Annotated in this window: 19 protein-coding genes; 14 read left to right on the top strand and 5 right to left on the bottom strand. The window is 70.6% G+C overall.

Annotation, left to right across the window (positions count from 1 at the left end; translation table 11 throughout):
- The 10 genes from ACIRD8_RS24970 to ACIRD8_RS24925 all read left to right on the top strand — a co-directional run bounded on the left by ACIRD8_RS24970 (nucleotide 1) and on the right by ACIRD8_RS24925 (nucleotide 8,413).
- Nucleotides 1-255, top strand: a complete 255-nt coding sequence (locus ACIRD8_RS24970) for a gas vesicle protein GvpG (protein WP_403995588.1) — start codon at nucleotides 1-3, stop codon at nucleotides 253-255.
- A 7-nt stretch (nucleotides 256-262) separates the two neighbouring features.
- The gene (locus ACIRD8_RS24965) at nucleotides 263-1,084 is read left to right on the top strand and encodes a histone protein (protein WP_403995585.1); all 822 of its coding nucleotides are present in this window, start codon (nucleotides 263-265) and stop codon (nucleotides 1,082-1,084) included.
- A 6-nt stretch (nucleotides 1,085-1,090) separates the two neighbouring features.
- Nucleotides 1,091-2,155 (top strand): SRPBCC family protein, encoded by a 1,065-nt coding sequence (locus ACIRD8_RS24960; protein ID WP_403995582.1) that lies wholly within the window; start codon nucleotides 1,091-1,093, stop codon nucleotides 2,153-2,155.
- Nucleotides 2,152-2,487 carry a gas vesicle protein gene (locus ACIRD8_RS24955; RefSeq protein ID WP_403995579.1) on the top strand — a complete coding sequence of 112 codons (336 nt, stop codon included), beginning with the start codon at nucleotides 2,152-2,154 and terminating at the stop codon, nucleotides 2,485-2,487. Before ACIRD8_RS24960 ends, ACIRD8_RS24955 begins: the two co-directional genes overlap by 4 nt.
- 19 nt (nucleotides 2,488-2,506) lie before the next feature.
- Nucleotides 2,507-3,325, top strand: coding sequence for a GvpL/GvpF family gas vesicle protein (locus ACIRD8_RS24950; protein ID WP_403995577.1), 819 nt, complete (start codon nucleotides 2,507-2,509; stop codon nucleotides 3,323-3,325).
- A 2-nt stretch (nucleotides 3,326-3,327) separates the two neighbouring features.
- Nucleotides 3,328-3,555: a gas vesicle protein gene (locus ACIRD8_RS24945; RefSeq protein ID WP_403995574.1), complete on the top strand. Its 228-nt coding sequence runs from the start codon at nucleotides 3,328-3,330 to the stop codon at nucleotides 3,553-3,555.
- Entirely contained in the window at nucleotides 3,552-3,830 is a 279-nt protein-coding gene (locus ACIRD8_RS24940) for a gas vesicle protein K (protein WP_403995571.1), read from the top strand. Before ACIRD8_RS24945 ends, ACIRD8_RS24940 begins: the two co-directional genes overlap by 4 nt.
- Nucleotides 3,831-4,042: 212 nt before the next feature.
- Nucleotides 4,043-4,711, top strand: a complete 669-nt coding sequence (locus ACIRD8_RS24935; RefSeq protein WP_403995568.1) for a lytic polysaccharide monooxygenase — start codon at nucleotides 4,043-4,045, stop codon at nucleotides 4,709-4,711.
- Between the two features lie 182 nt (nucleotides 4,712-4,893).
- Nucleotides 4,894-6,567 carry an MFS transporter gene (locus ACIRD8_RS24930; protein ID WP_403995565.1) on the top strand — a complete coding sequence of 558 codons (1,674 nt, stop codon included), beginning with the start codon at nucleotides 4,894-4,896 and terminating at the stop codon, nucleotides 6,565-6,567.
- Nucleotides 6,568-6,610: 43 nt separating this feature from the next.
- A complete protein-coding gene (locus ACIRD8_RS24925) occupies nucleotides 6,611-8,413 on the top strand; it encodes a serine/threonine-protein kinase (protein ID WP_403995562.1) in 1,803 nt (600 codons plus the stop codon).
- Nucleotides 8,414-8,481: 68 nt separating this feature from the next.
- On the opposite strand, the gene ACIRD8_RS24920 is transcribed toward ACIRD8_RS24925, so the two are convergent.
- The 3 genes from ACIRD8_RS24920 to ACIRD8_RS24910 all read right to left on the bottom strand — a co-directional run bounded on the left by ACIRD8_RS24920 (nucleotide 8,482) and on the right by ACIRD8_RS24910 (nucleotide 13,311).
- Entirely contained in the window at nucleotides 8,482-9,063 is a 582-nt protein-coding gene (locus ACIRD8_RS24920; RefSeq protein ID WP_403995559.1) for an N-acetylmuramoyl-L-alanine amidase, read from the bottom strand.
- Between the two features lie 88 nt (nucleotides 9,064-9,151).
- Nucleotides 9,152-10,444 carry an SWF or SNF family helicase gene (locus ACIRD8_RS24915; RefSeq protein ID WP_403995925.1) on the bottom strand — a complete coding sequence of 431 codons (1,293 nt, stop codon included), beginning with the start codon at nucleotides 10,442-10,444 and terminating at the stop codon, nucleotides 9,152-9,154.
- Nucleotides 10,444-13,311: a DEAD/DEAH box helicase gene (locus tag ACIRD8_RS24910; RefSeq protein WP_403995556.1), complete on the bottom strand. Its 2,868-nt coding sequence runs from the start codon at nucleotides 13,309-13,311 to the stop codon at nucleotides 10,444-10,446. Before ACIRD8_RS24910 ends, ACIRD8_RS24915 begins: the two co-directional genes overlap by 1 nt.
- A gap of 259 nt (nucleotides 13,312-13,570) precedes the next feature.
- Here ACIRD8_RS24910 and ACIRD8_RS24905 point away from each other — a divergent pair, with 259 nt between their 5' ends.
- The 3 genes from ACIRD8_RS24905 (at nucleotide 13,571) to ACIRD8_RS24895 (ending at nucleotide 15,446) form a co-directional block, all read left to right on the top strand.
- Nucleotides 13,571-14,629, top strand: a complete 1,059-nt coding sequence (locus tag ACIRD8_RS24905; protein ID WP_403995553.1) for a fatty acid desaturase family protein — start codon at nucleotides 13,571-13,573, stop codon at nucleotides 14,627-14,629.
- A gap of 95 nt (nucleotides 14,630-14,724) precedes the next feature.
- Nucleotides 14,725-14,907 (top strand): hypothetical protein, encoded by a 183-nt coding sequence (locus ACIRD8_RS24900; RefSeq protein ID WP_403995550.1) that lies wholly within the window; start codon nucleotides 14,725-14,727, stop codon nucleotides 14,905-14,907.
- On the top strand, nucleotides 14,904-15,446 hold the full coding sequence (locus ACIRD8_RS24895) for an MOSC domain-containing protein (protein ID WP_403995922.1): 543 nt from the start codon (nucleotides 14,904-14,906) through the stop codon (nucleotides 15,444-15,446). Before ACIRD8_RS24900 ends, ACIRD8_RS24895 begins: the two co-directional genes overlap by 4 nt.
- Nucleotides 15,447-15,485: 39 nt before the next feature.
- Here ACIRD8_RS24895 and ACIRD8_RS24890 read toward each other — a convergent pair whose 3' ends face one another.
- A complete protein-coding gene (locus ACIRD8_RS24890; RefSeq protein ID WP_403995548.1) occupies nucleotides 15,486-16,376 on the bottom strand; it encodes a hypothetical protein in 891 nt (296 codons plus the stop codon).
- 207 nt (nucleotides 16,377-16,583) lie between these two features.
- Here ACIRD8_RS24890 and ACIRD8_RS24885 point away from each other — a divergent pair, with 207 nt between their 5' ends.
- Nucleotides 16,584-17,489: an oxygenase MpaB family protein gene (locus ACIRD8_RS24885; RefSeq protein WP_403995545.1), complete on the top strand. Its 906-nt coding sequence runs from the start codon at nucleotides 16,584-16,586 to the stop codon at nucleotides 17,487-17,489.
- 60 nt (nucleotides 17,490-17,549) lie between these two features.
- Here the strand turns inward: ACIRD8_RS24885 and ACIRD8_RS24880 are convergent, their stop codons facing one another.
- Nucleotides 17,550-18,149, bottom strand: a complete 600-nt coding sequence (locus tag ACIRD8_RS24880) for a class I SAM-dependent methyltransferase (RefSeq protein ID WP_403995542.1) — start codon at nucleotides 18,147-18,149, stop codon at nucleotides 17,550-17,552.
- Nucleotides 18,150-18,198: the final 49 nt, after the last annotated feature.

Genomic DNA, 18,198 nt, shown 5'->3' with positions numbered 1-18,198 from the left:
ATGGGACTGTTCAGCGGCCTGCTCCTGCTGCCCCTCGCACCGGTCCGAGGCGTGATCTGGGTCGCCGAGAAGGTGAATGACGCGGCCGACCGCGAGCTGCACGACCCGGGCGTGATCCGGGCGCAGCTCGCCGCGCTCAACCAGGAGCTCGAGGACGGCAACGTCAGCCTGGAGGAGTTCGAACGGGAAGAGGCGGAGCTGCTCGACCGGCTTTACGCCGGGCGAGTCCGCCCCGCGCCGAACCATCGAAGGTGACTCACTCATGGAAGATCAGACAAAGGTGACGCTCGCGGCAGCCGTCGTGGGCGGATACGTACTCGGCCGCACGAAGAAGGGCCGTCTGGCGCTCTCCGTCGCCACCTATCTGGCAGGCAGACGCTTCGGCCTCGAACCGCGCCAGCTCGCCGCCGAAGGCGTGCGCCGGTTGAGCGAGATGCCGCAGTTCGCGGAGCTCCAGGGCCAGTTGAGGGGCGAGGTCCTCGAATCCGGCCGCAAGGCACTGACGGCGGCAGCGGACCGCGGCATGAACTCGCTGGCCGATGCCCTCAGCGACCGGACGGCGCGGCTGGGGGAGCCCGAGGAGGAGGACGAAGAGGAAGACGAGGAGTACGAGGACGACGAGCCCGAGGACGAGGAAGAGGAACCGCAGGACGAGGACGAGGAGGACGAAGAGGAAGAGGAACCCGAGGACGAGGACGAGGAGGACGAAGAGGAAGAGGAACCCGAGGACGAGGAGGAGGACGAGCCGGAGCCGGAGGAGCCGCGGCCGAGCGCCCGCGGGGCCGGCAAGAAGGCCGCCAAGAAGACACCGCCGAAGAAGGCCCCGGCAAAGAAGGCCCCTGCGAAGAAGGCCGCCGCGAAGAAGGCCCCCGCCAAGAAGGCCGCGGCGAAGAAATCGGCACCGGCCAGGAAGAAGGCGGCGGCCGGAAAGAAGTCGGCGCCGGCGAAGAAGTCCGCAGCCCGGAAGGCGCCTGCCAAGAAGTCGGCCTCGGCCAAGAAGTCGTCGGCCCGGAAGACCGCTTCGGCCAAGAAGACGACGTCATCGAAGCGAACCGCGTCCCGGCGCGGCGAACGGCGGAGGTAGACAGCCATGGCAAGGACGGACAAGGAAGAACCCGAGGCGGAGGAGTCGGGCCTCGACCGCCTCCGCGGGGAGCTCTCGAACTTCCTCGGGGCACAGACGGACAAGCTGGCGCAGAAGGCCGGCGACAAGCTGACCGGCCTCACGGGGCAGCTCACCGACATGGCGGAGAACGGCGGTTCGCTGCCTTCGATCGCCTCTCGTGTGATGCAGGGCGAATCCCCGGTGAAGGCCTTCGTCTCGGAGAAGGCCGGGAACGTCAAGGACAAAGTCGTGGACAAGGCCAAGGAGACGTTCGGGGGCGGCGGGGACGGGGGCGGCAAGGGCAAGGGCAAGCCCGGCGGGGGCAAGTCCATGAACATCATCGAGGTCCTCGACGTGGGGGTGCCTCTCCGCACCGCCTACGACCACTGGACGCGGTACGACGAGTTCAGCGGCTTCACGAAGGGCGTGCAGAGCGTCTCGATGAGTGAGGAGATGTCGAGCGACTGGAAGGTCAAGATCGGCCCCTCCTCACGCGGATTCAAGGCCACGGTCCAGGAACAGGTCCCTGACGACCGGATCGTCTGGACCTCCGAAGGGGCCAAGGGCTCGACCCGTGGGTGTGTCAGCTTCCACGAACTGGCGCCGAGCCTCACCCGGATCGTGCTGGTGGTGGAGTACTACCCCTCCGGCTTCTTCGAGAAGACGGGCAACCTGTGGCGGGTGCAGGGGCGCCGCATGCGGCTCGACTTCAAACTCTTCCAGAAGTTCGTCACGCTCACCGACGACGAGCCCGAGGGATGGCGCGGAGAAATTCGCGACGGCGAAGTGGTCGTGTCGCACGAGGAGGCCATGGAGAAGGAGGAAGCGGAGAACGAGGACTCCGAGGACTCCGAAGACTCCGGCTACGAGGACGAGGACGAGGAGGAGCCGGAGGAGGAAGAGGAGCCCGAGGGCGAGGACGACGAGGAGTACGAGGACGAGTACGAGGACGACGAGGAAGAAGACGACGAGGAACCCGAAGAAGAAGAGGAAGAGGAAGAAGAGGAGCCCACGCCGAGGAAGCGACGCGGACGGAGGGCGTCCGGATGACCGATCTCGACCTCGGGCGGGACGCGTACCCCATCCCCGGGCCGCCGAACACCAACCTCGCGGAGATCCTCGAGCGGGTCCTCGACAAGGGCATCGTCATCGCGGGTGACATCAAGATCGACCTTCTCGACATCGAGCTGCTCACCATCCGGCTCCGCCTGTTCGTCGCGTCCGTCGATACCGCGAAGAAGGCCGGCATCGACTGGTGGGAGACGGATCCCGCGCTGAGTTCGCGCGCCGCCCGCGACTCCCTCCAGGCCGAGAATCGCGAACTGCGCGAGCGTCTCGAGGCGCTCGAGTCGAAGACGGACGAGACGTCGGACCACCGATGAGCAAGGAGGACCGAACCACATGACGGAGCGGGGACCCGGACAGGCTCCGGACCACAGCGCCCTCTACGTATTCGCGGTGTGCGACGCACCGGATCCGGCAGCCTTCGCAGGCCTGCCGGGTGTGGCGGCGGGAGAACCGCTGCGCCGACTGCCGTTCGGTGAGCTGACGGCGATCGTCCAGACCGTCCGAGCGGCCGATTTCACGGACGAGGTGTGGCAGGCCCGTATGGCGGACCGCGACGAGCTGGAACGGTACGCACGCGCCCACCACGACGTGGTGTCGGCGGTCGCCGCGTCGTGTCCCACCGTCCCCCTCCCGCTCGCCACGCTCTATCACGGTGAGGACCGGGCCCGGCAGGCCCTCCTCGACGAGACCGAGCGCTTCCGCACCGCTCTGGAGCGCACGGCCGGCCACTCCGAATGGGGCGTGAAAGTATACGCGGCCGAGCCCCCGGTGACCGACCCGGGCCCCGCTCCGCCCCGGCCGGAGACGCCGGCCGGGCGCTCCCGCCCCGCCCCCGGGGCCGGCCTCGCCTATCTGGAACGCAAGCGAGGGGTGCAGGCGCGGCGCGAGCGGCGGCACGAGGACGCACTGCGGCTCGCCGAAACGGTGGATGCCTCGTTCGGGATGATTGCCGCCGCGGGTCGCAGGCTGCGGCTGCACGCTCCCGAGCTCGTGGGAAAGGGCCGCGTCCAGGTGCTCAACGCCACCTACCTGGTGGCGGAGGACCGCGGAGCCGCACTCCAGGAGCTCATCCGGACACTGCGGGACGCGACAGGCGCCCGGATCGAGGTCTCCGGGCCCTGGGTGCCGTACTCCTTCGTCGGTCAGGTGTAGCGATGGAGCGCGAGGTGGTGCCCTGGGACGATCCCGAGCCGCTGAGCGGCCCCATCGGAGTTCCGCTCGTCGACCTGCTGGACCGGCTCCTGGCCACGGGCGTGGTGATCAGTGGGGACCTGGTGATCGCGATCGCGGACGTTCCGCTCGTACGGCTGTCGCTCCACGCCCTGCTCTCGTCCGTCAACGAACGCGTTCCGGCCCCCTGGGCGGACGGAGGCCCGCTGTGAGCACCTCGCGACTCGACGTCGACTCGGACCAGTTGGGACGCGATCTCGTGGCCCTGGTGCTGACCGTGGTGGAACTGCTGCGCCAGCTGATGGAGAGGCAGGCCATCCGCCGTATCGATCAGGGAGATCTCACCGACAGCCAGGTGGACGAGATCGGTACCACGCTCATGATGCTCGACCAGCGGATGGCGGAGCTCTGCGAGCAGCACGGGGTCCGGCCCGAGGACCTCAACCTGGACCTCGGGCCGCTGGGGACCCTGCTGCCCCGCGACTGAGGCGTGAGCGGAACTCGAACGTTCACAGAAGTGCATGTGGACCGACCTGGGCATGGCGGCTGCATGGCGACTCCCGGAGGTCGTCGGCATTACCGATGATGTCGCGTCGGGCATGTTTGAGGCGAGAGTGGCGGGGCAAAGCCCAAGTGGCGCGGGAGCGCTCCCACGCCAGTCAGCAGATCCCCCCACCTCCCGGAAACGGAGATCGCACCATGATATGTCATGATCGTGTCAACTTAGGCGGCTGGGCGCTGCGCCTCGGCGGCGTACTCGTCGCCGCCGTCCTCTGTCTCCTCCCGTGGACAGGTACGGCGAGTGCCCACGGCTCCGTCGTCGATCCGGCCTCCCGCAACTACGGCTGCTGGCTGCGCTGGGGCGACGACTTCCAGAACCCGGCCATGGAGCAGGAAGACCCCATGTGCTGGCAGGCCTGGCAGGCCGACCCGAACGCCATGTGGAACTGGAACGGCTTGTACCGCAACGGGTCCGGCGGCAACTTCCCGGCCGCCGTGCCCGACGGGCAGCTGTGCAGCGGCGGCCGGACGGAGAGCGGACGGTACAACTCCCTGGACACCGTCGGTGCGTGGAAGACCACGGACATCTCCGGTGACTTCACCGTGAAGCTCTACGACCAGGCCAGTCACGGTGCCGACTACTTCCAGGTGTACGTCACCCGGCAGGGCTTCGACCCCACCACCGAAGCGCTGACCTGGGGCGACCTCCAGCTGGTCGCCGAGACGGGCAGCTACGGGCCCAGTCAGAACTACGAGATCCCGGTGAGCACCTCAGGGCTCAGCGGCCGCCACGTGGTCTACACGATCTGGCAGGCGTCGCACATGGACCAGACGTACTTCCTCTGCAGCGACGTGAACTTCACCTGATCCCGCGCCCCTGCTCCGTCCCCAGGCCCCGCCGGTCACCCATGTCCGGCGGGGTCGTCGAACGGTCGTGCACCCAGGCGTGCGTGTGTCGGTCATGTGATCGATTGGCGGTCCGGTGCGGTCCGTCCTAACGTCGATGAGTGGCTGTTCCTCTACACCGCTGACCCGCACGACCCCACGCCATGACCGCATCGCGAGCGAAGTCCGCGCCGATTGCCGCATCCCCGGAGCGGGGCCACGGCAATGGGATAGCCCTGCTCGTCATCGCGTCGTGCCAGCTGATGGTGGTTCTCGACGTCACCATCGTCAACATCGCTCTGCCGCACATCCAGAGGTCCCTCGGCTTCTCGACCGAGAGCCTGTCGTGGGTGATCAACGCCTACACCCTGACGTTCGGCGGGCTGCTTCTGCTCGGCGGGCGGCTGGGCGACATCCTCGGGCGCCGCAGAGTCTTCATCTTCGGCGTGCTGCTCTTCGTGGTGGCCTCGCTGCTGGGCGGCCTCTCGCAGGAATCCTGGCAACTGCTCGCAGCGCGTGCCCTGCAGGGCGTCGGCGGTGCGATCGCCTCACCGACCGCCCTCTCCCTGATCACCACGACCTTCCACGAAGGGCCCGAGCGGAACCGGGCGTTCGGCGTGTTCGCCGCGGTGTCCGCGGGCGGAAGCGCGATCGGTCTGCTCGCCGGCGGCGTGCTGGTGGAGTGGCTCGACTGGCGCTGGGTGCTCTTCGTCAACATTCCCATCGGCCTGCTGATCGCCCTCGCGACACCGCGCCACATCAAGGAATCCGAACGGCACCCCGGCCACTTCGACCTCTTCGGGGCGCTCACCTCCACACTCGGCATGGTGCTCCTCGTCTACGGCTTCATCCGGGCCTCCGAGGACGGATGGACCGACAGACTGACCATCGCGTCCTTCGGCGGCGCCGTGGTGTTCCTGCTTGTCTTCCTGGCGGTCGAACGCCGGTCGAAGCAGCCCATCACACCCCTGCGCATGTTCCGTGACCGCAACCGTGCCGGCGCCTACGGGATGATGCTGTGCCTGGCCGCGGCCATGTTCGGGATGTTCTTCTTCCTGACCCTCTTCGTGCAGAACATCCTCGACTTCAGCCCGCTGCGGGCCGGTCTGGCCTTCCTGCCCGTGAGCGCGATCATCGCGGTCAGTGCGGGCATCGCCTCGCGGTTGCTGCCCAGATGGGGTCCCAAGCCCTTCATGGTGACGGGTGCGATCCTGGCGGCGGCGGGGCTCGCCTGGCTCACACGCACCGATGTCCACAGCACCTACCTGGGCAGCATCCTCGGACCCATACTGGTCTTCGGCTTCGGCATGGGCATGCAGTTCGTCTCGCTGACGCTGATGGCGGTCTCGGGTGTGGTGCCGAGAGAAGCCGGCGCCGCGTCCGGGGTCCTCAACGCCACCCAGCAGGTCGGCGGTTCTCTGGGACTGTCCATCCTGGTCACGGTGTTCGGTACGGCCAGCCGTAACGAGGCGACGGATCAGATACCCCGTTTCCTCGCCGAGGCCACCCCCGCCCAGCAGTTGGAGTTCCGCAGGACGGGTGAACTCCCGGCGCCGTGGGGTGACCAGGTGCTGGCTTCCGGCGTCTCGAGCGCGTTCATCGTCGCCGCCGTCGTCTCCTGCATCGCGGCGCTGATCGCGCTGGTGGTCATCCAGGTCCGTGCCTCCGACCTGGAACGGCTGCGGGGCGGCGTGCCCGTGGGGCCTCCGACGGCCGACGAGGACGCCCCGGACGAAGACGGAAGCGGCCCGCAGGAGGGGCGTGCGGACGACGCGCGCGACACCGGGGTCCCGACACGGAAACGAGGCGGAGGCGAAGGTTCCCCTCCACTTGGGTAGGGTGCCGTTCGCCATCAGTGTCCTTCGGGGGAGATACAAGCAGATGAGTGGTCAGCAGCAGGACCGGGGCAACGGCTCCCAGATCTTCCAGCCACTGGCGGGGGACGACCCGGCCACGATCGCCGGGTACCGGATCGCGGCCAAGCTCGGCGCGGGCGGGATGGGCAAGGTCTATCTGTCGTACACACCCGGCGGGCGGCCCGTAGCGATCAAGGTGATCCGCCCCGAATTCGGTGAGGACGCCGAATTCCGGCGTCGCTTCGCCCAGGAAGTGCAGTCCGCGCAGCGGGTGCAGGGGCTGTTCACGGCACCCGTGATCGACGCCGACACCGAAGGCACACAGCCCTGGCTGGCCACCGCCTACGTGCCCGGCCCCTCGCTCGCCGACGCCGTCGCGGCGCACGGTGCGCTGCCCGTACAGGCCGTGCTCCTGCTGATCGCCGGCATGGCGGAGGCGCTCCACGTCATCCACGGCGCGGGCATCGTCCACCGCGACCTGAAGCCCTCCAACGTGCTGCTCGCCGCCGACGGCCCCCGGGTCATCGACTTCGGAATCGCCTACGCGGCCGACGCGACCTCACTCACCGGCAGCGGCGTGACTATCGGTACGCCGTCGTTCATGGCACCCGAACAGGCCGCTGGGCGCAAGGTCACCCCGGCCACCGACATCTTCGCCCTCGGCCAGGTGGCGGCCTACGCCGCGACCGGGAACCCGGCGTTCGGCGAGGGGACCTCGCACGGCGTGCTCTACCGGATCGTCCACGAGGAGCCGGACCTCAGCGGGGTTCCGGACCGGCTGAGGGAGCTCGTCACCCGCTGCCTCACCAAGGACCCCGCCGGCAGGCCGTCGATCGCCGAGATCATCGAGCTGTGCCGGACCGCGAACGCGGAGACGGTCCTGCGCCGCCCCGAGGACTGGCTTCCCGCGCCGGTGGCCGCCGACATCACCGTACGCACGGCTGCTCCCGCCCCCCTCCAGACCCCGCCGCCTCCGGCGGCCGCCCCCGCCACCGCACCGGGCGCGGCGTACTCTCCCACCGCGCCGGCGGCCCCGGCACCGGCCACCCCGCCCCCGGGATTCGGGCCGCCACAGGCCTACCGGCCCCAGCAGCCGCACCACCCCACGCAGCCGGCCGGTGCGCAGGCGCAGGCCTACGCGCCCACGCACCACGCCGCGCACGCACAGTCCTACCCCGGCCATCCCGTGCCCGCCCCCATGAACCAGGGCCCCGCGCCCAGGAAGAGCTCCGGCAGGCGCGGACTGTTCATCGCCCTCGCGGCGGCACTGGTCTTCGGTATCGCGGGCGGTGGCACCGTGTACCTGCTGAACAAGGACGACCGGAAGCAGACGGAGAGCGGGAGTTCGCCCCAGGGCGGACAGGACAAGGGAGCGAGCGGGACGCCGGACGCCGACGCGAAGCCCGCGGACACGTCGGACGACGCCACGGAGGAGAAGCCCGACCCCGAGCCCGCCGAGTACAACGGCATCAACCTCACCGCCGGCTACCACCTGACGCTCGCCGACGAGGACGTGCGTCCCCAGGAAGGCGAGGACGCCGGGTACGAACTCTCCTACGACACGGGCGGATACCTCGACGCGGAGAGCACCGACGGAAAGCTGGTGCTGCTCGACCCGTCCCAGCAGGGTTCGCTCGAAACCTGCCGGGCCGACACCAGGTTCACGGAGAACATCGCCACCGAGAAGCTCTCGAAGGGCCGTCAGGTCTGCGTGTTCACCGGCACGGGCCACATCGGGCTCGTGACGGTGCAGGGCTTCTCGAACGAGGACTCACCGAGCAAGTACATGACCCTGGACCTGACGGTCTGGCGCAACGCGGCGGTCTGACGACGCCGTCGCCCTCCGGCGGGCGGTGGGGGTGTTCCCGCACCGCCCGCCCGCAGCAGAGGCCGGTCTCAGAGCAGGTTGACGAGACGGATGTAGCGCACCCAGTCCCAGTTGACCCCCGGGTCGGTGTGGTCGCTGCCCGGCACCTCGTGGTGGCCGATGATGTGTGCGCGGTCCTTGGGCAGGCCGTGACGGTCGCAGATGTCCGCCGTGAGCCTCGCCGACCGCTCGTACATGGTGTGGGTGAAGTACGACGGCTGGTCGACCCAGCCCTCGTGCTCGATGCCGATGCTGCGCGTGTTGTAGTCCCAGTTCCCCGCGTGCCAGCCGATGTTGCTCTCCTGCACGCACTGGGCCACGAGCCCGTCACCCGACCGCACCACGTAGTGGGCGGACACCTTCTTGGCCGGGTTCTGGAAGATGCCGATCGTCTCGGTGAACGTCTGCTGGGCGACGTGGATGATGACCCGGTCGACCGGATACTCCGAAGGGCGGTTCGAAACGGTGTAGTTGGACGCGGACGCCGGATACCACTGTGCCTCCGGGTAGTCCGTGTCCGCCGCAGGGGCGGCCACGGCGCGGACCGAGGCCGGAAGGAGCGCCGCGGCGGCCGTGACCGCGGCACCCTGAATTATCCGTCTGCGCTGCATCGGCAACTCCTGTGCGTGGGGAGGTCGTCCGGTCTACGGCACAACACGCGCCGCCCCACCGAACGGTTCCGCACCGGGCGCAGAGCCCTCAGGAACCCGGCACCGTCCAGGCCAGGGCGGCCACCGGATCGTCCTCCGCCGGCCCGGCGGGCACCCACCGGCCCCGCTCCTTGGCGTACGGCCACCATCGCCCGTCGCGCCCGTACCGCAGCTGGGTGCCCGAACCGGCCACGGTCCAGCGGTTGCCGGAGCCGCGGAGCCGGGGTCCTTCGCCCTCCTCCCACGCCGAGGCGAGCTGCGTCCGGGCGCGGGCGAGATCTTCAGGGCCGGGCAGCCACTCCTCCTCGCACACCGCCAGCGCCGCCGTCCCGCCGTACCGCCAGGCCCGCACCGCGACGTCGAGCCCGGCTGGTCCGCGCCCGGCCGCCGCACCGAGACGCGCCGTGAGACGGACGTCGGGCCGGCCGTCGGCGGCCAGCCGCACGGCGTCCTGCTCCGGGGTGAGACCGGCTGCCGGGGCCTGCTGACCGTGACCCGCAGTGAGTGCCTCCGCCAGCATCGCGAACGCCCGTACGGCGCTGTCCGCGGCCAGGAACTCCAGGGCCGAGGGATCGACACCCGCGGCCGGATCCGTCTCCGTGTCCAGCGACGGCGGCAGACCCGGCTCCGCCGGCAGGGGCGGGGGAGGGGGCAGCGGCGGCAGGATGTCCCGTGCCGCGTACGCCTCGTCGGCCCGCACCCCGCGCGGCGCAGGCCCGGCGGCCGGGTCCTCCGCCGACGTCTCGTCACCCGTCCCGTGGCCCGCACGGGCGGCGCTGCGCACCTGCAGCTCGTCCAGCAGCCGCCGCTCGTCGCGCCCCCGCAACAGCAGCAGCACGAAGGGGTCCTGGTCGAGCAGCCGCGCCACCTGATAGCACAGGGCGCCCGAGTGCGGACAGTGGTCCCAGGCCTCGCAGCTGCACTCCGGCTCCAGATCACCGATCCCCGGCAGCAGGTCGAGGCCGGCAGCGGCCGCGTCCTCCACCAGGTGCGGCGGCATCTCACGGTCGAGCAGGGCGGCGATGTGCCCGGACCGTTCGGACGCCATGTCCAGGAAACGGTCCCATTCCTCCTCGGTCAGCTCCTGGAGCAGCACATCACTGCGGTACGCCGTCGAGTCACGGTCCTGAACGACCGCGGTCAGCCGGCCGGGCCGGACGGACACCGCGCCGACCCCGCCCTCCCGGGCCAGCCGCCGCCCCTTCTTGAGCTGCTGACCGTCGAGCGCGGTGTCCTCCAAGGCCTTCAGCCAGGCCCGCCCCCACCAGGACGAGGCGAAGCCCCGGCCCTGTGCCGGCGGCAGGGCGGCAAACGTGCGCTCCGGCCCGTCACCCCTGTTCATCATCGTGCGCCCCCTCGCAGCTCGACCAGTTCGGCCAGTTCCGCATCGCTCAGTTCCGACAGCGCGGCCTCTCCGCTGCCGAGAACCGCGTCCGCCAGCCCCTGCTTCCTGGCCAGCATGGCGGCGATCCGGTCCTCGACCGTGCCCTCGGCGATCAGACGGTGCACCTGCACCGGCTGGGTCTGCCCGATCCGGTACGCCCGGTCGGTCGCCTGCGCCTCCACGGCCGGATTCCACCAGCGGTCGAAGTGCACGACATGACCGGCCCGGGTGAGATTGAGCCCCGTACCCGCCGCCTTGAGGGACAGCAGGAACACCGGGGCCCCGCCCGCCTGGAACCGGTTCACCATGGCCTCCCGCTCGGCGACCGGCGTGCCCCCGTGCAAGAACTGGGTGGGGACCCCACGCGCCGCCAGATGCCGCTCCAGGAGCCGCGCCATCTGCACGTACTGGGTGAACACCAGCACGCTCGCCCCTTCGGCGAGGATTGTGTCGAGCAGCTCGTCCAGCAGCTCCACCTTCCCCGAACGGTCCACGATCCGCGGCTGTTCCTCCTTGAGGTACTGCGCGGGGTGGTTGCAGATCTGCTTGAGCGCCGTCAGCAACTTCATGACCAGCCCGCGCCGCGCGAAACCGTCCGCGCCGGAGATCTCGTCGAGTGTCTCGCGCACCACCGCCTCGTACAGGCCGGCCTGTTCCGCCGTGAGCGAGACGGCGCGGTCGGTCTCCGTCTTCGGCGGGAGTTCAGGTGCGATGCCGGGGTCGGACTTGCGGCGCCTCAGGAGGAACGGGCGGACCAGCGAGGCGAGCCGCTCGGCCGCCGCGGGGTCGTTGCCACCCTCCACCGCGCTCGCGTAGCGGGTACGGAACGTACCGAGCCTCCCGAGCAGTCCGGGCGTCGTCCAGTCGAGGATGGCCCACAGCTCGGAGAGGTTGTTCTCCACCGGGGTGCCGGTGAGGGCGACGCGGGCCCGTCCGCCGATGGTGCGCAGCTGCCTGGCCGTCGCCGAGTGCGGGTTCTTGACGTGCTGCGCCTCGTCGGCGACGACCATGCCCCACGACACCTGCGCCAGCCGGGCCGCGTCGAGACGCATGGTGCCGAAGGTGGTGAGGACGAACTCGCCGTCCGCCAGGCCCTCCAGCGAGCGCGACGCGCCGTGGAAGCGGCGTACCGGTGTGCCCGGGGCGAACTTCTCGATCTCCCGCTGCCAGTTGCCCATCAGGGAGGTGGGGCACACCACGAGCGTGGGCCCCGCTGCGGACTCGACGGCCTGCCGGTGCAGATGCAGTGCGATCAGCGTGATCGTCTTGCCCAGTCCCATGTCGTCGGCGAGGCAGCAGCCGAGGCCGAGCGAGGTCATCGTGTGCAGCCAGTTCAGGCCGCGCAGCTGGTAGTCCCGCAGACTCGCGTCGAGCGCGGCCGGCTGTGCGACCGTGCGGCGGTCCTCCGGCTCCGGGTCGGCGATCCTCTCCCGCAGCTGCTCCAGCCAGCCGGTGGCCGCCACTTCCACCCGGTGCCCGTCCACGTCCGTGGTCCCGGTCAGCACGGCACCCAGCGCGTCGATGGGGGTGACCTTGTGGTCCTGGGTGCCGCGGGCCCGGCGGGCGTCCTCCGGGTCGACGAGCACCCACTGGTCGCGCAGTCTGACCAGCGGCCTGCCCGCCTCCGCCAGCTGGTCGAGCTCCGCCCGGCTCAGCGCCGTGCCGCCCAGCGCGAACCGCCAGTCGAACGACAGCAGCGCGTCGGCCGACAGGAAGGACGGTGTGTCCGCCCCGGTCCGCGCGGTCGTCCCGGAGCCGCCGTCCTGCGGGCCGATCACCGCCCGCGCGGTGAGCTTCCCCGTCAGTCCTCTGGGCCAGTGCACCTGGACACCCGTCGCGGCGAGCGCCCTGGCCGCAGGACCGAGCAGCTCCGCGACCTCCTCGTCGGCCGGCTCGACCGCGTCCGGAACGGCGGCCGACAGGAGCGGCATCAGCGGGGGCCACGCCCGGGCGGCGCGCCGCAGAGCGAGCAGGGCGTCCATGCGGGCGCGCGGACCGAACAGCGAGGCGGCGGGGGAGCGGTCGGCCCACACGTCCGCCGCGTCGGCGACGAGAGCGGGGTCCTGGACGCTGTGGATCTGCAGGACCGCACGGAAGGAGGGCGCAGCACCTTCCGCGCCGTCCGCGTCACCGAGCCCCGAGACCTCGACACGCAGGGAGAGCCGCACGCCCGCATCGTGACCGGCCGCCACATCGGCGGCCCAGGGCCGCAGGCCGGGCAGACGCTGCGCGTCCGGTGCGGCGAACGCCGGTGTGCCCGTGACGAGTTCGGCCGCCGGTGTACGTGGCATCCCGTCCACCACCGCGTCGAGGAACGACCGCAGCAGCGACTCCGGTTCGGCCAGCATCACAGGCCCGGCCGGCCCGTCGAGCGGCACCGCGTGAGCGTCGGGAGGCATGGAAGCCGCCAGTACCCGGATCCGTTCGAGATCGTCGACGGTCAGCGGGCCGGCCCGCCAGGCATCGTGGTCCGCGGGACTCAGCCCGGGCAGCAGCAGTCCGCGCGCGACGAGTTGGAGCGCGAGAACGCCGGCAGCACCCCAGAAGGCGGCGGAGGGCGAGGCATGAGCGCCCGCCCGCGCCCGTGTCAGGACCGGCAGAGCGTCCCGCACAGGCATCGTCAACGCCGGTACCACGTAAGCCCGGACGTCGTTGCCGACGACCGTGAGCTCCGCCGGACTCCCCTGTCCGTGGGGAGGGGTGCTACCGTCCGCATTCCAGAACGCGATCAGGCCGGTACGGGCCGGATCCGCGGGGAGGAAGACTGCGGAGCAGCGGGACAGTTCAGAGATCTCGTTGAGCGTTGCCGCAGGGAGCCTGTGCACAGCGATGTCAGATTCCTCAAATTTGACTAGTGAGCCCGGGGTTCGCCGAGGGTACTCCACCCACGGCCCGTTCCGGGAGAGATGCCCAGTGATCCACCTCACTCATTTCTGCCTTCTGAAGTCTGAGGTACAGCCCGCACCACCACCGGACACGGGGGATTTCCCCCGCACGGCCGGGGTGATGGCGCCATGGCTGCCGCAGGCCCGCTCTCCGTACGTTTGACGAGGTCAGCGCAGATGCCCAGAAACCGGAGACGTCATGCCCCCAGCAGCCACCGTTGCGCCACACCCCCGCGACGGATCGGAGGGCCAGGCGGTCGCGCCGCCCCCCGGAAGCGATTTCGCACCGCTCCTGAAGACCGTCAAGGAGCAGGGGCTCCTGGACCGGCGAACCGGCTGGTACGCGGCGGGGATCACCGCCAACCTGGTCGCCCTCGGCGCCGTGATCACCGGCATGGTGCTCCTCGGTGACACCTGGTGGACCCTCTTCCTCGCCCTGCCCCTGGCCCTCCTGTGGACACGTACCGCCTTCTTCGGGCACGACGCGGGGCATGCCCAGATAACCGGCGACCGCAAGGCCGGACGGGTCATCGGTCTCGTGCACGCCAATCTGTTCCTCGGTATGAACGAGGCTTGGTGGAACGACAAGCACGTACGCCACCACGCCAACCCGAACCACGTGGACAAGGACCCCGACGTCGGGGTGGGCGCCCTGGTGTGGACCCAGAAGCAGGCCGCCCAGCGCGAGGGCTTCGCCCGCTGGCTCACCCGCAACCAGGCGCGGCTCTTCTTCCCGATGCTGCTCCTCGAAGGCATCGCGCTCAAGATCTACGGCTTCCAGTTCCTGCGGCGGCAGCCCGCCCGTGAACGGGCACTGTCCGGCCTCCTGCTGGCCGGCCACCTCGCGCTGTACGCCACGCTGCTCCTGAGCGTCATGTCCCCGGGCAAGGCCCTCGTGTTCGCCCTCGTCCACCATGCGCTGTTCGGCCTCCACCTGGGCATGGCCTTCGCACCGAACCACAAGGGCATGGAGATGCCCGACCCCGACGGCGACCGCTGGGGCCACCTGCAGCGCCAGGTCCTCACCTCGCGCAACGTGCGGGGCGCCTTCCTCACCGACTGGTTCCTCGGCGGCCTCAACTACCAGATCGAGCACCACCTCTTCCCGAGCATGCCCCGTCCCCACCTGAGGCTGGCGCAGCCGCTGGTGAAGGCGCACTGCGCATCGATCGGGATGCCGTACGCGGAGACGGGAATCATCGAGTCGTACCGGCAGGCGCTGGAGCACATGCACGAGGTGGGCGAACCCCTCCGGTAGGCCGTCGCAGGCTTGTGCGCCCCAGCAGGAACGGATGGGGGCGCACAGGCGTTGTCCCAGCAGGAGCGGCTCCGGCCGCGGAGGAGGCATGGATCATGTCGAACGGTGCAAAGATCGCCATCGGGGGAGTGGTCGCGGCAGTCATCCTGATTCCGTTCATCGGATTCTGGTGGTCGCTGCTGGTCCTCATCGGCGTACCCACGGTGGGGTACCTGATGCTCGACCCGTCACAGAGGCGCAGGCTCCGCAGGATCAGCCGTAAGGAGATAGGGCGCTGAACAGCTCGGTCACCGCGGTGAGCAGCAACGGTGTGTACTCCTTCACCAAGCCGAACAGGGACAGCGTCACGCTCCTGGCCGGACTCGGTGTGGAGGGCGACATCCATGCCGGCGTCACGGTGAAACACCGCTCCCGGGTCGCCCAGGACCCCAGGCAGCCCAACCTGCGGCAGGTCCACCTCATCCACCAGGAGCTCTTCGCCGAGCTCGGGGACGCGGGGTTCGAGGTCGGCCCGGGCGAGCTCGGGGAGAACATCACCACCAGCGGGATCGACCTCCTCGCACTCCCCGTGGGCACGCTGCTCCACCTCGGCGACGAAGCCGTCGTCGAGGTGACGGGCCTGCGGAACCCGTGCCTGCAGATCGACAACTTCCGGGACGGTCTGCTCAAACAGGTCGTCGGCCGCGCGGACGACGGCACCGTCGTCCGCAAGGCCGGAATCATGGGCGTCGTCACGACGGGCGGAGTCGTGCGGCCCGGTGACACGGTCAAGGCGGTGCTGCCCGTGGAGCCGCACCGTCCACTGGAGCGCGTGTAGTACGCACGGGCCGTCCGCGGCCCGTGCGTACTACGCGGGTCAGGACGGCCGGACCGCCAGTTCGTCGAGCGACTTCAGCAAGCCCGGCAGCTCGGGGCCGCGGCCGACCGGAATGATCTCGCCCGGTTCCTCGTCCAGCAGGATGAACGCGATGTCGTCGGTCCTGGCCACCAGGGACCAGCCCGGGCCGTCGGCCCGCAGCGTACGGGCCCCGCCAGGGGCGAACGCGGAGCGGATCCGGCCGGGCGGGGGCGGCGAGTCGACATACGCCCGTGCCGCTTCCAGCGCCTTGCGTACGCCGGGGTGCTGCCCTGATCCGGCGGGCTCCGCCGTACTCGTCTCCTCCTCGGCCCGTGCCTCACCGGCCGGGGTGCCGCCGGAAGGGACCTCACCGTCGGACGGTGCGGTCTCCCCGGGCCGTCCGAAAGCCGTCTCGTCGTCGATCTGATCGCGCCACGCGGCCCACTGCAGGGCGATCTCGTCCGCACCGAGGCGCCGCTGCGGCGCTCCCCAGACCTCGGTGTCCGGCGGCGTCAGGGGCGCCGGGCCCTCGTCGTCCGGGCCGGGCACCGGATCGTGCGGCTCGGGCACGCCGGGCGCGGCGACCGCCAGGGCGAGCGGCCACCCCGGGAGCGCGCAGACCACCGAGCGGTCGTCGGGGGAGAGGTCGTACTCCATCCCGCAGTCCCACGAGGCGATGGCGACAGCCACCAGTGACACGTCCTCGACGACCACCGTCCACCGGGCACCGCCGCTGTCCTGGCCGAGCACGAGGCCGTACCCCTCGGCGTACGGCTCGAGACCGAGCGCCGCGCACGCGGCCACGTAGTCGTCGCCCAGCACGCTGGGGAACTGCGCGGGGGTCAGCAGCACCGCGGTCAGCACAAACAGCGCGTCGTCGTCGGCGACCGTGTCGTCCGTCGCAGCCACAGCACCCACCCTCATCCCTGGTCGCTTGTTCCGTCGGCGCACCTTAACTACTCGGTAACCCTGTCGTCGAGGCCCTGACAAGCGATAACGGCCACGTGTCCGGGTGCCGCCGACGGCCGCCGGCGCGCGCCACGTCGACCCTCGTACCGTGGTGCCGCCCTGCCTGGGACACGTAGGGTTGCGATTCCGGCCGACGAGGGGGACAGCATGGTGGAGCGGTTCGAACGCCTGAAGGAGATCCAGCGGCTGGACCCGGAGCGGGACTTCCTGGAGATCTACCGGCTCACCGTTTCGTACGAATTCCCCTGGGACATCACCCGCGCTCTCGAACTCGCCCTGTACCGCACGTACGCCGTCCCCAGCATCGGCCGACTGCTCGCGGAGACAGGTGAACTGACGGAACGTTCACAGAAGAGGTACGACGACACCGCACTTCTTCTCGACACCGTCGTCGAGCAGGGTTTCGACAGCGAGAAGGGCCGCACGGCCGTCCGGCGGATCAACCGGATGCACCGCAGCTACGACATCAGCAACGACGACATGCGCTATGTACTGTGCACATTCGTCGTCACCCCCAAACGCTGGCTCGACACCTACGGCTGGCGCAGGCTGTCCGGCCACGAGCTGCGCGCCTTCGCCGCGTACTACCGCACGCTCGGTGCCCGCATGGGCATCCAGGACGTGCCGCAGACGTACGAGGACTTCGAGCGGGTCCTGGACTCGTACGAGGAGGAGCACTTCGGCTGGGACGAGGGCGCACGCGCGGTCTCGGACGCCACCCTGGCCCTGATGGGCTCCTGGTATCCGCGTCCCCTCGCGCCCGTGGTCCGCAGGGCCGGCCTGGCCCTGCTCGACGACTCGCTGCTGCGGGCCTTCCGGTACGAGCGACCGGGCCCCGTCGCCCGGGGTCTGACCCGCGGCGCCCTGCGTCTGAGAGCCCGCGCCGTACGGCTCCTGCCGCCGCGCTCCACCCCGCACTACGCCCGCCAGAACCCCGAGATCAAGGGCTACCCGGACGGCTACGAGGTGGCCCGGCTCGGCACCTTCCCCACCCCGGGTGTGCGCGGCTGCCCAATGCCGCACGCACGGCCATCGGACGCACCTGCCGAGTGAGTTGAGGACCGCGCGCCCGGCCGCGCAGCGGGTGTGCGCGGCCGGAGCGGTGACCGCCGCTCAGCCGGTCCGTACGGCCAGTGCCAGGAATCGGCTGTCCTCGTCGGTGTATGCGTCCAGCCGCCAGCCGGCCTCGGCCAGCAGGGGCGTGAGACGGGGCTCGGCCCGGAGGTCGTCGTCCGAGAGGGCCCGGCCGTGCCGTGCGGCCAGCGCGGCACGCCCGATCGGATGGAACAGGGCGAGGCGGCCTCCCGGACGCACCACGCGAGCGAGCTCCGAGAGGCCTCGCGCGGGGTGCGGGAGATGCGAGATCAGCCCGGCGGCGAAGACGGCGTCGAGCACTCCGGCGCGCAGCGGAAGCCGCGCGGCATCCGCCAGCAGCAGGGCGCCGCTCGCCTCCCTCCCCGCTCTCAGGGCCGCCTGGAGCATCGCGTGCGTCACGTCGGCCCCGATCACCGTGCCGCCGGGCCCGACCGCGGCACGCAGGGCCGGCAGCGCCCGCCCCGTGCCGCAGCCCGCGTCGAGCACGGCGCCGCCGGGACGCAGCCCGAGCTCGCCGACCGCGGCGGCGTAGGCGGGTCCGTCATCGGGGAAACGGCTGTCCCAGTCCGCCGCCCGGGTGGAGAAGAAGTCCTGGACGTGTGTGTGGTCATCGGCCATACGGACATGATCGCGCAGTCCGGACCCGAGCGAAACGACAGAACCGGTG

The sequence above is a fragment of the Streptomyces sp. NPDC102451 genome, from assembly GCF_044765485.1.
Classification (GTDB): domain Bacteria; phylum Actinomycetota; class Actinomycetes; order Streptomycetales; family Streptomycetaceae; genus Streptomyces.
Note: the sequence above shows the minus strand (reverse complement) of the source record. Positions and strands in the feature narration are given on the sequence as shown.

Bases quoted from the DNA above. Each gene is read 5' to 3' on its own strand.
- ACIRD8_RS24935 (WP_403995568.1), top strand. From the start codon at position 4,043: ATGATATGTCATGATCGTGTCAACTTAGGCGGCTGGGCGCTGCGCCTC.
- ACIRD8_RS24905 (WP_403995553.1), top strand. From the start codon at position 13,571: ATGCCCCCAGCAGCCACCGTTGCGCCACACCCCCGCGACGGATCGGAG.
- ACIRD8_RS24920 (WP_403995559.1), bottom strand. From the start codon at position 9,063: ATGCAGCGCAGACGGATAATTCAGGGTGCCGCGGTCACGGCCGCCGCG.
- ACIRD8_RS24950 (WP_403995577.1), top strand. From the start codon at position 2,507: ATGACGGAGCGGGGACCCGGACAGGCTCCGGACCACAGCGCCCTCTAC.
- ACIRD8_RS24970 (WP_403995588.1), top strand. From the start codon at position 1: ATGGGACTGTTCAGCGGCCTGCTCCTGCTGCCCCTCGCACCGGTCCGA.
- ACIRD8_RS24925 (WP_403995562.1), top strand. From the start codon at position 6,611: ATGAGTGGTCAGCAGCAGGACCGGGGCAACGGCTCCCAGATCTTCCAG.
- ACIRD8_RS24885 (WP_403995545.1), top strand. From the start codon at position 16,584: ATGGTGGAGCGGTTCGAACGCCTGAAGGAGATCCAGCGGCTGGACCCG.
- ACIRD8_RS24930 (WP_403995565.1), top strand. From the start codon at position 4,894: ATGACCGCATCGCGAGCGAAGTCCGCGCCGATTGCCGCATCCCCGGAG.
- ACIRD8_RS24900 (WP_403995550.1), top strand. From the start codon at position 14,725: ATGTCGAACGGTGCAAAGATCGCCATCGGGGGAGTGGTCGCGGCAGTC.
- ACIRD8_RS24955 (WP_403995579.1), top strand. From the start codon at position 2,152: ATGACCGATCTCGACCTCGGGCGGGACGCGTACCCCATCCCCGGGCCG.
- ACIRD8_RS24945 (WP_403995574.1), top strand. From the start codon at position 3,328: ATGGAGCGCGAGGTGGTGCCCTGGGACGATCCCGAGCCGCTGAGCGGC.
- ACIRD8_RS24915 (WP_403995925.1), bottom strand. From the start codon at position 10,444: ATGAACAGGGGTGACGGGCCGGAGCGCACGTTTGCCGCCCTGCCGCCG.
- ACIRD8_RS24960 (WP_403995582.1), top strand. From the start codon at position 1,091: ATGGCAAGGACGGACAAGGAAGAACCCGAGGCGGAGGAGTCGGGCCTC.
- ACIRD8_RS24965 (WP_403995585.1), top strand. From the start codon at position 263: ATGGAAGATCAGACAAAGGTGACGCTCGCGGCAGCCGTCGTGGGCGGA.
- ACIRD8_RS24880 (WP_403995542.1), bottom strand. From the start codon at position 18,149: ATGGCCGATGACCACACACACGTCCAGGACTTCTTCTCCACCCGGGCG.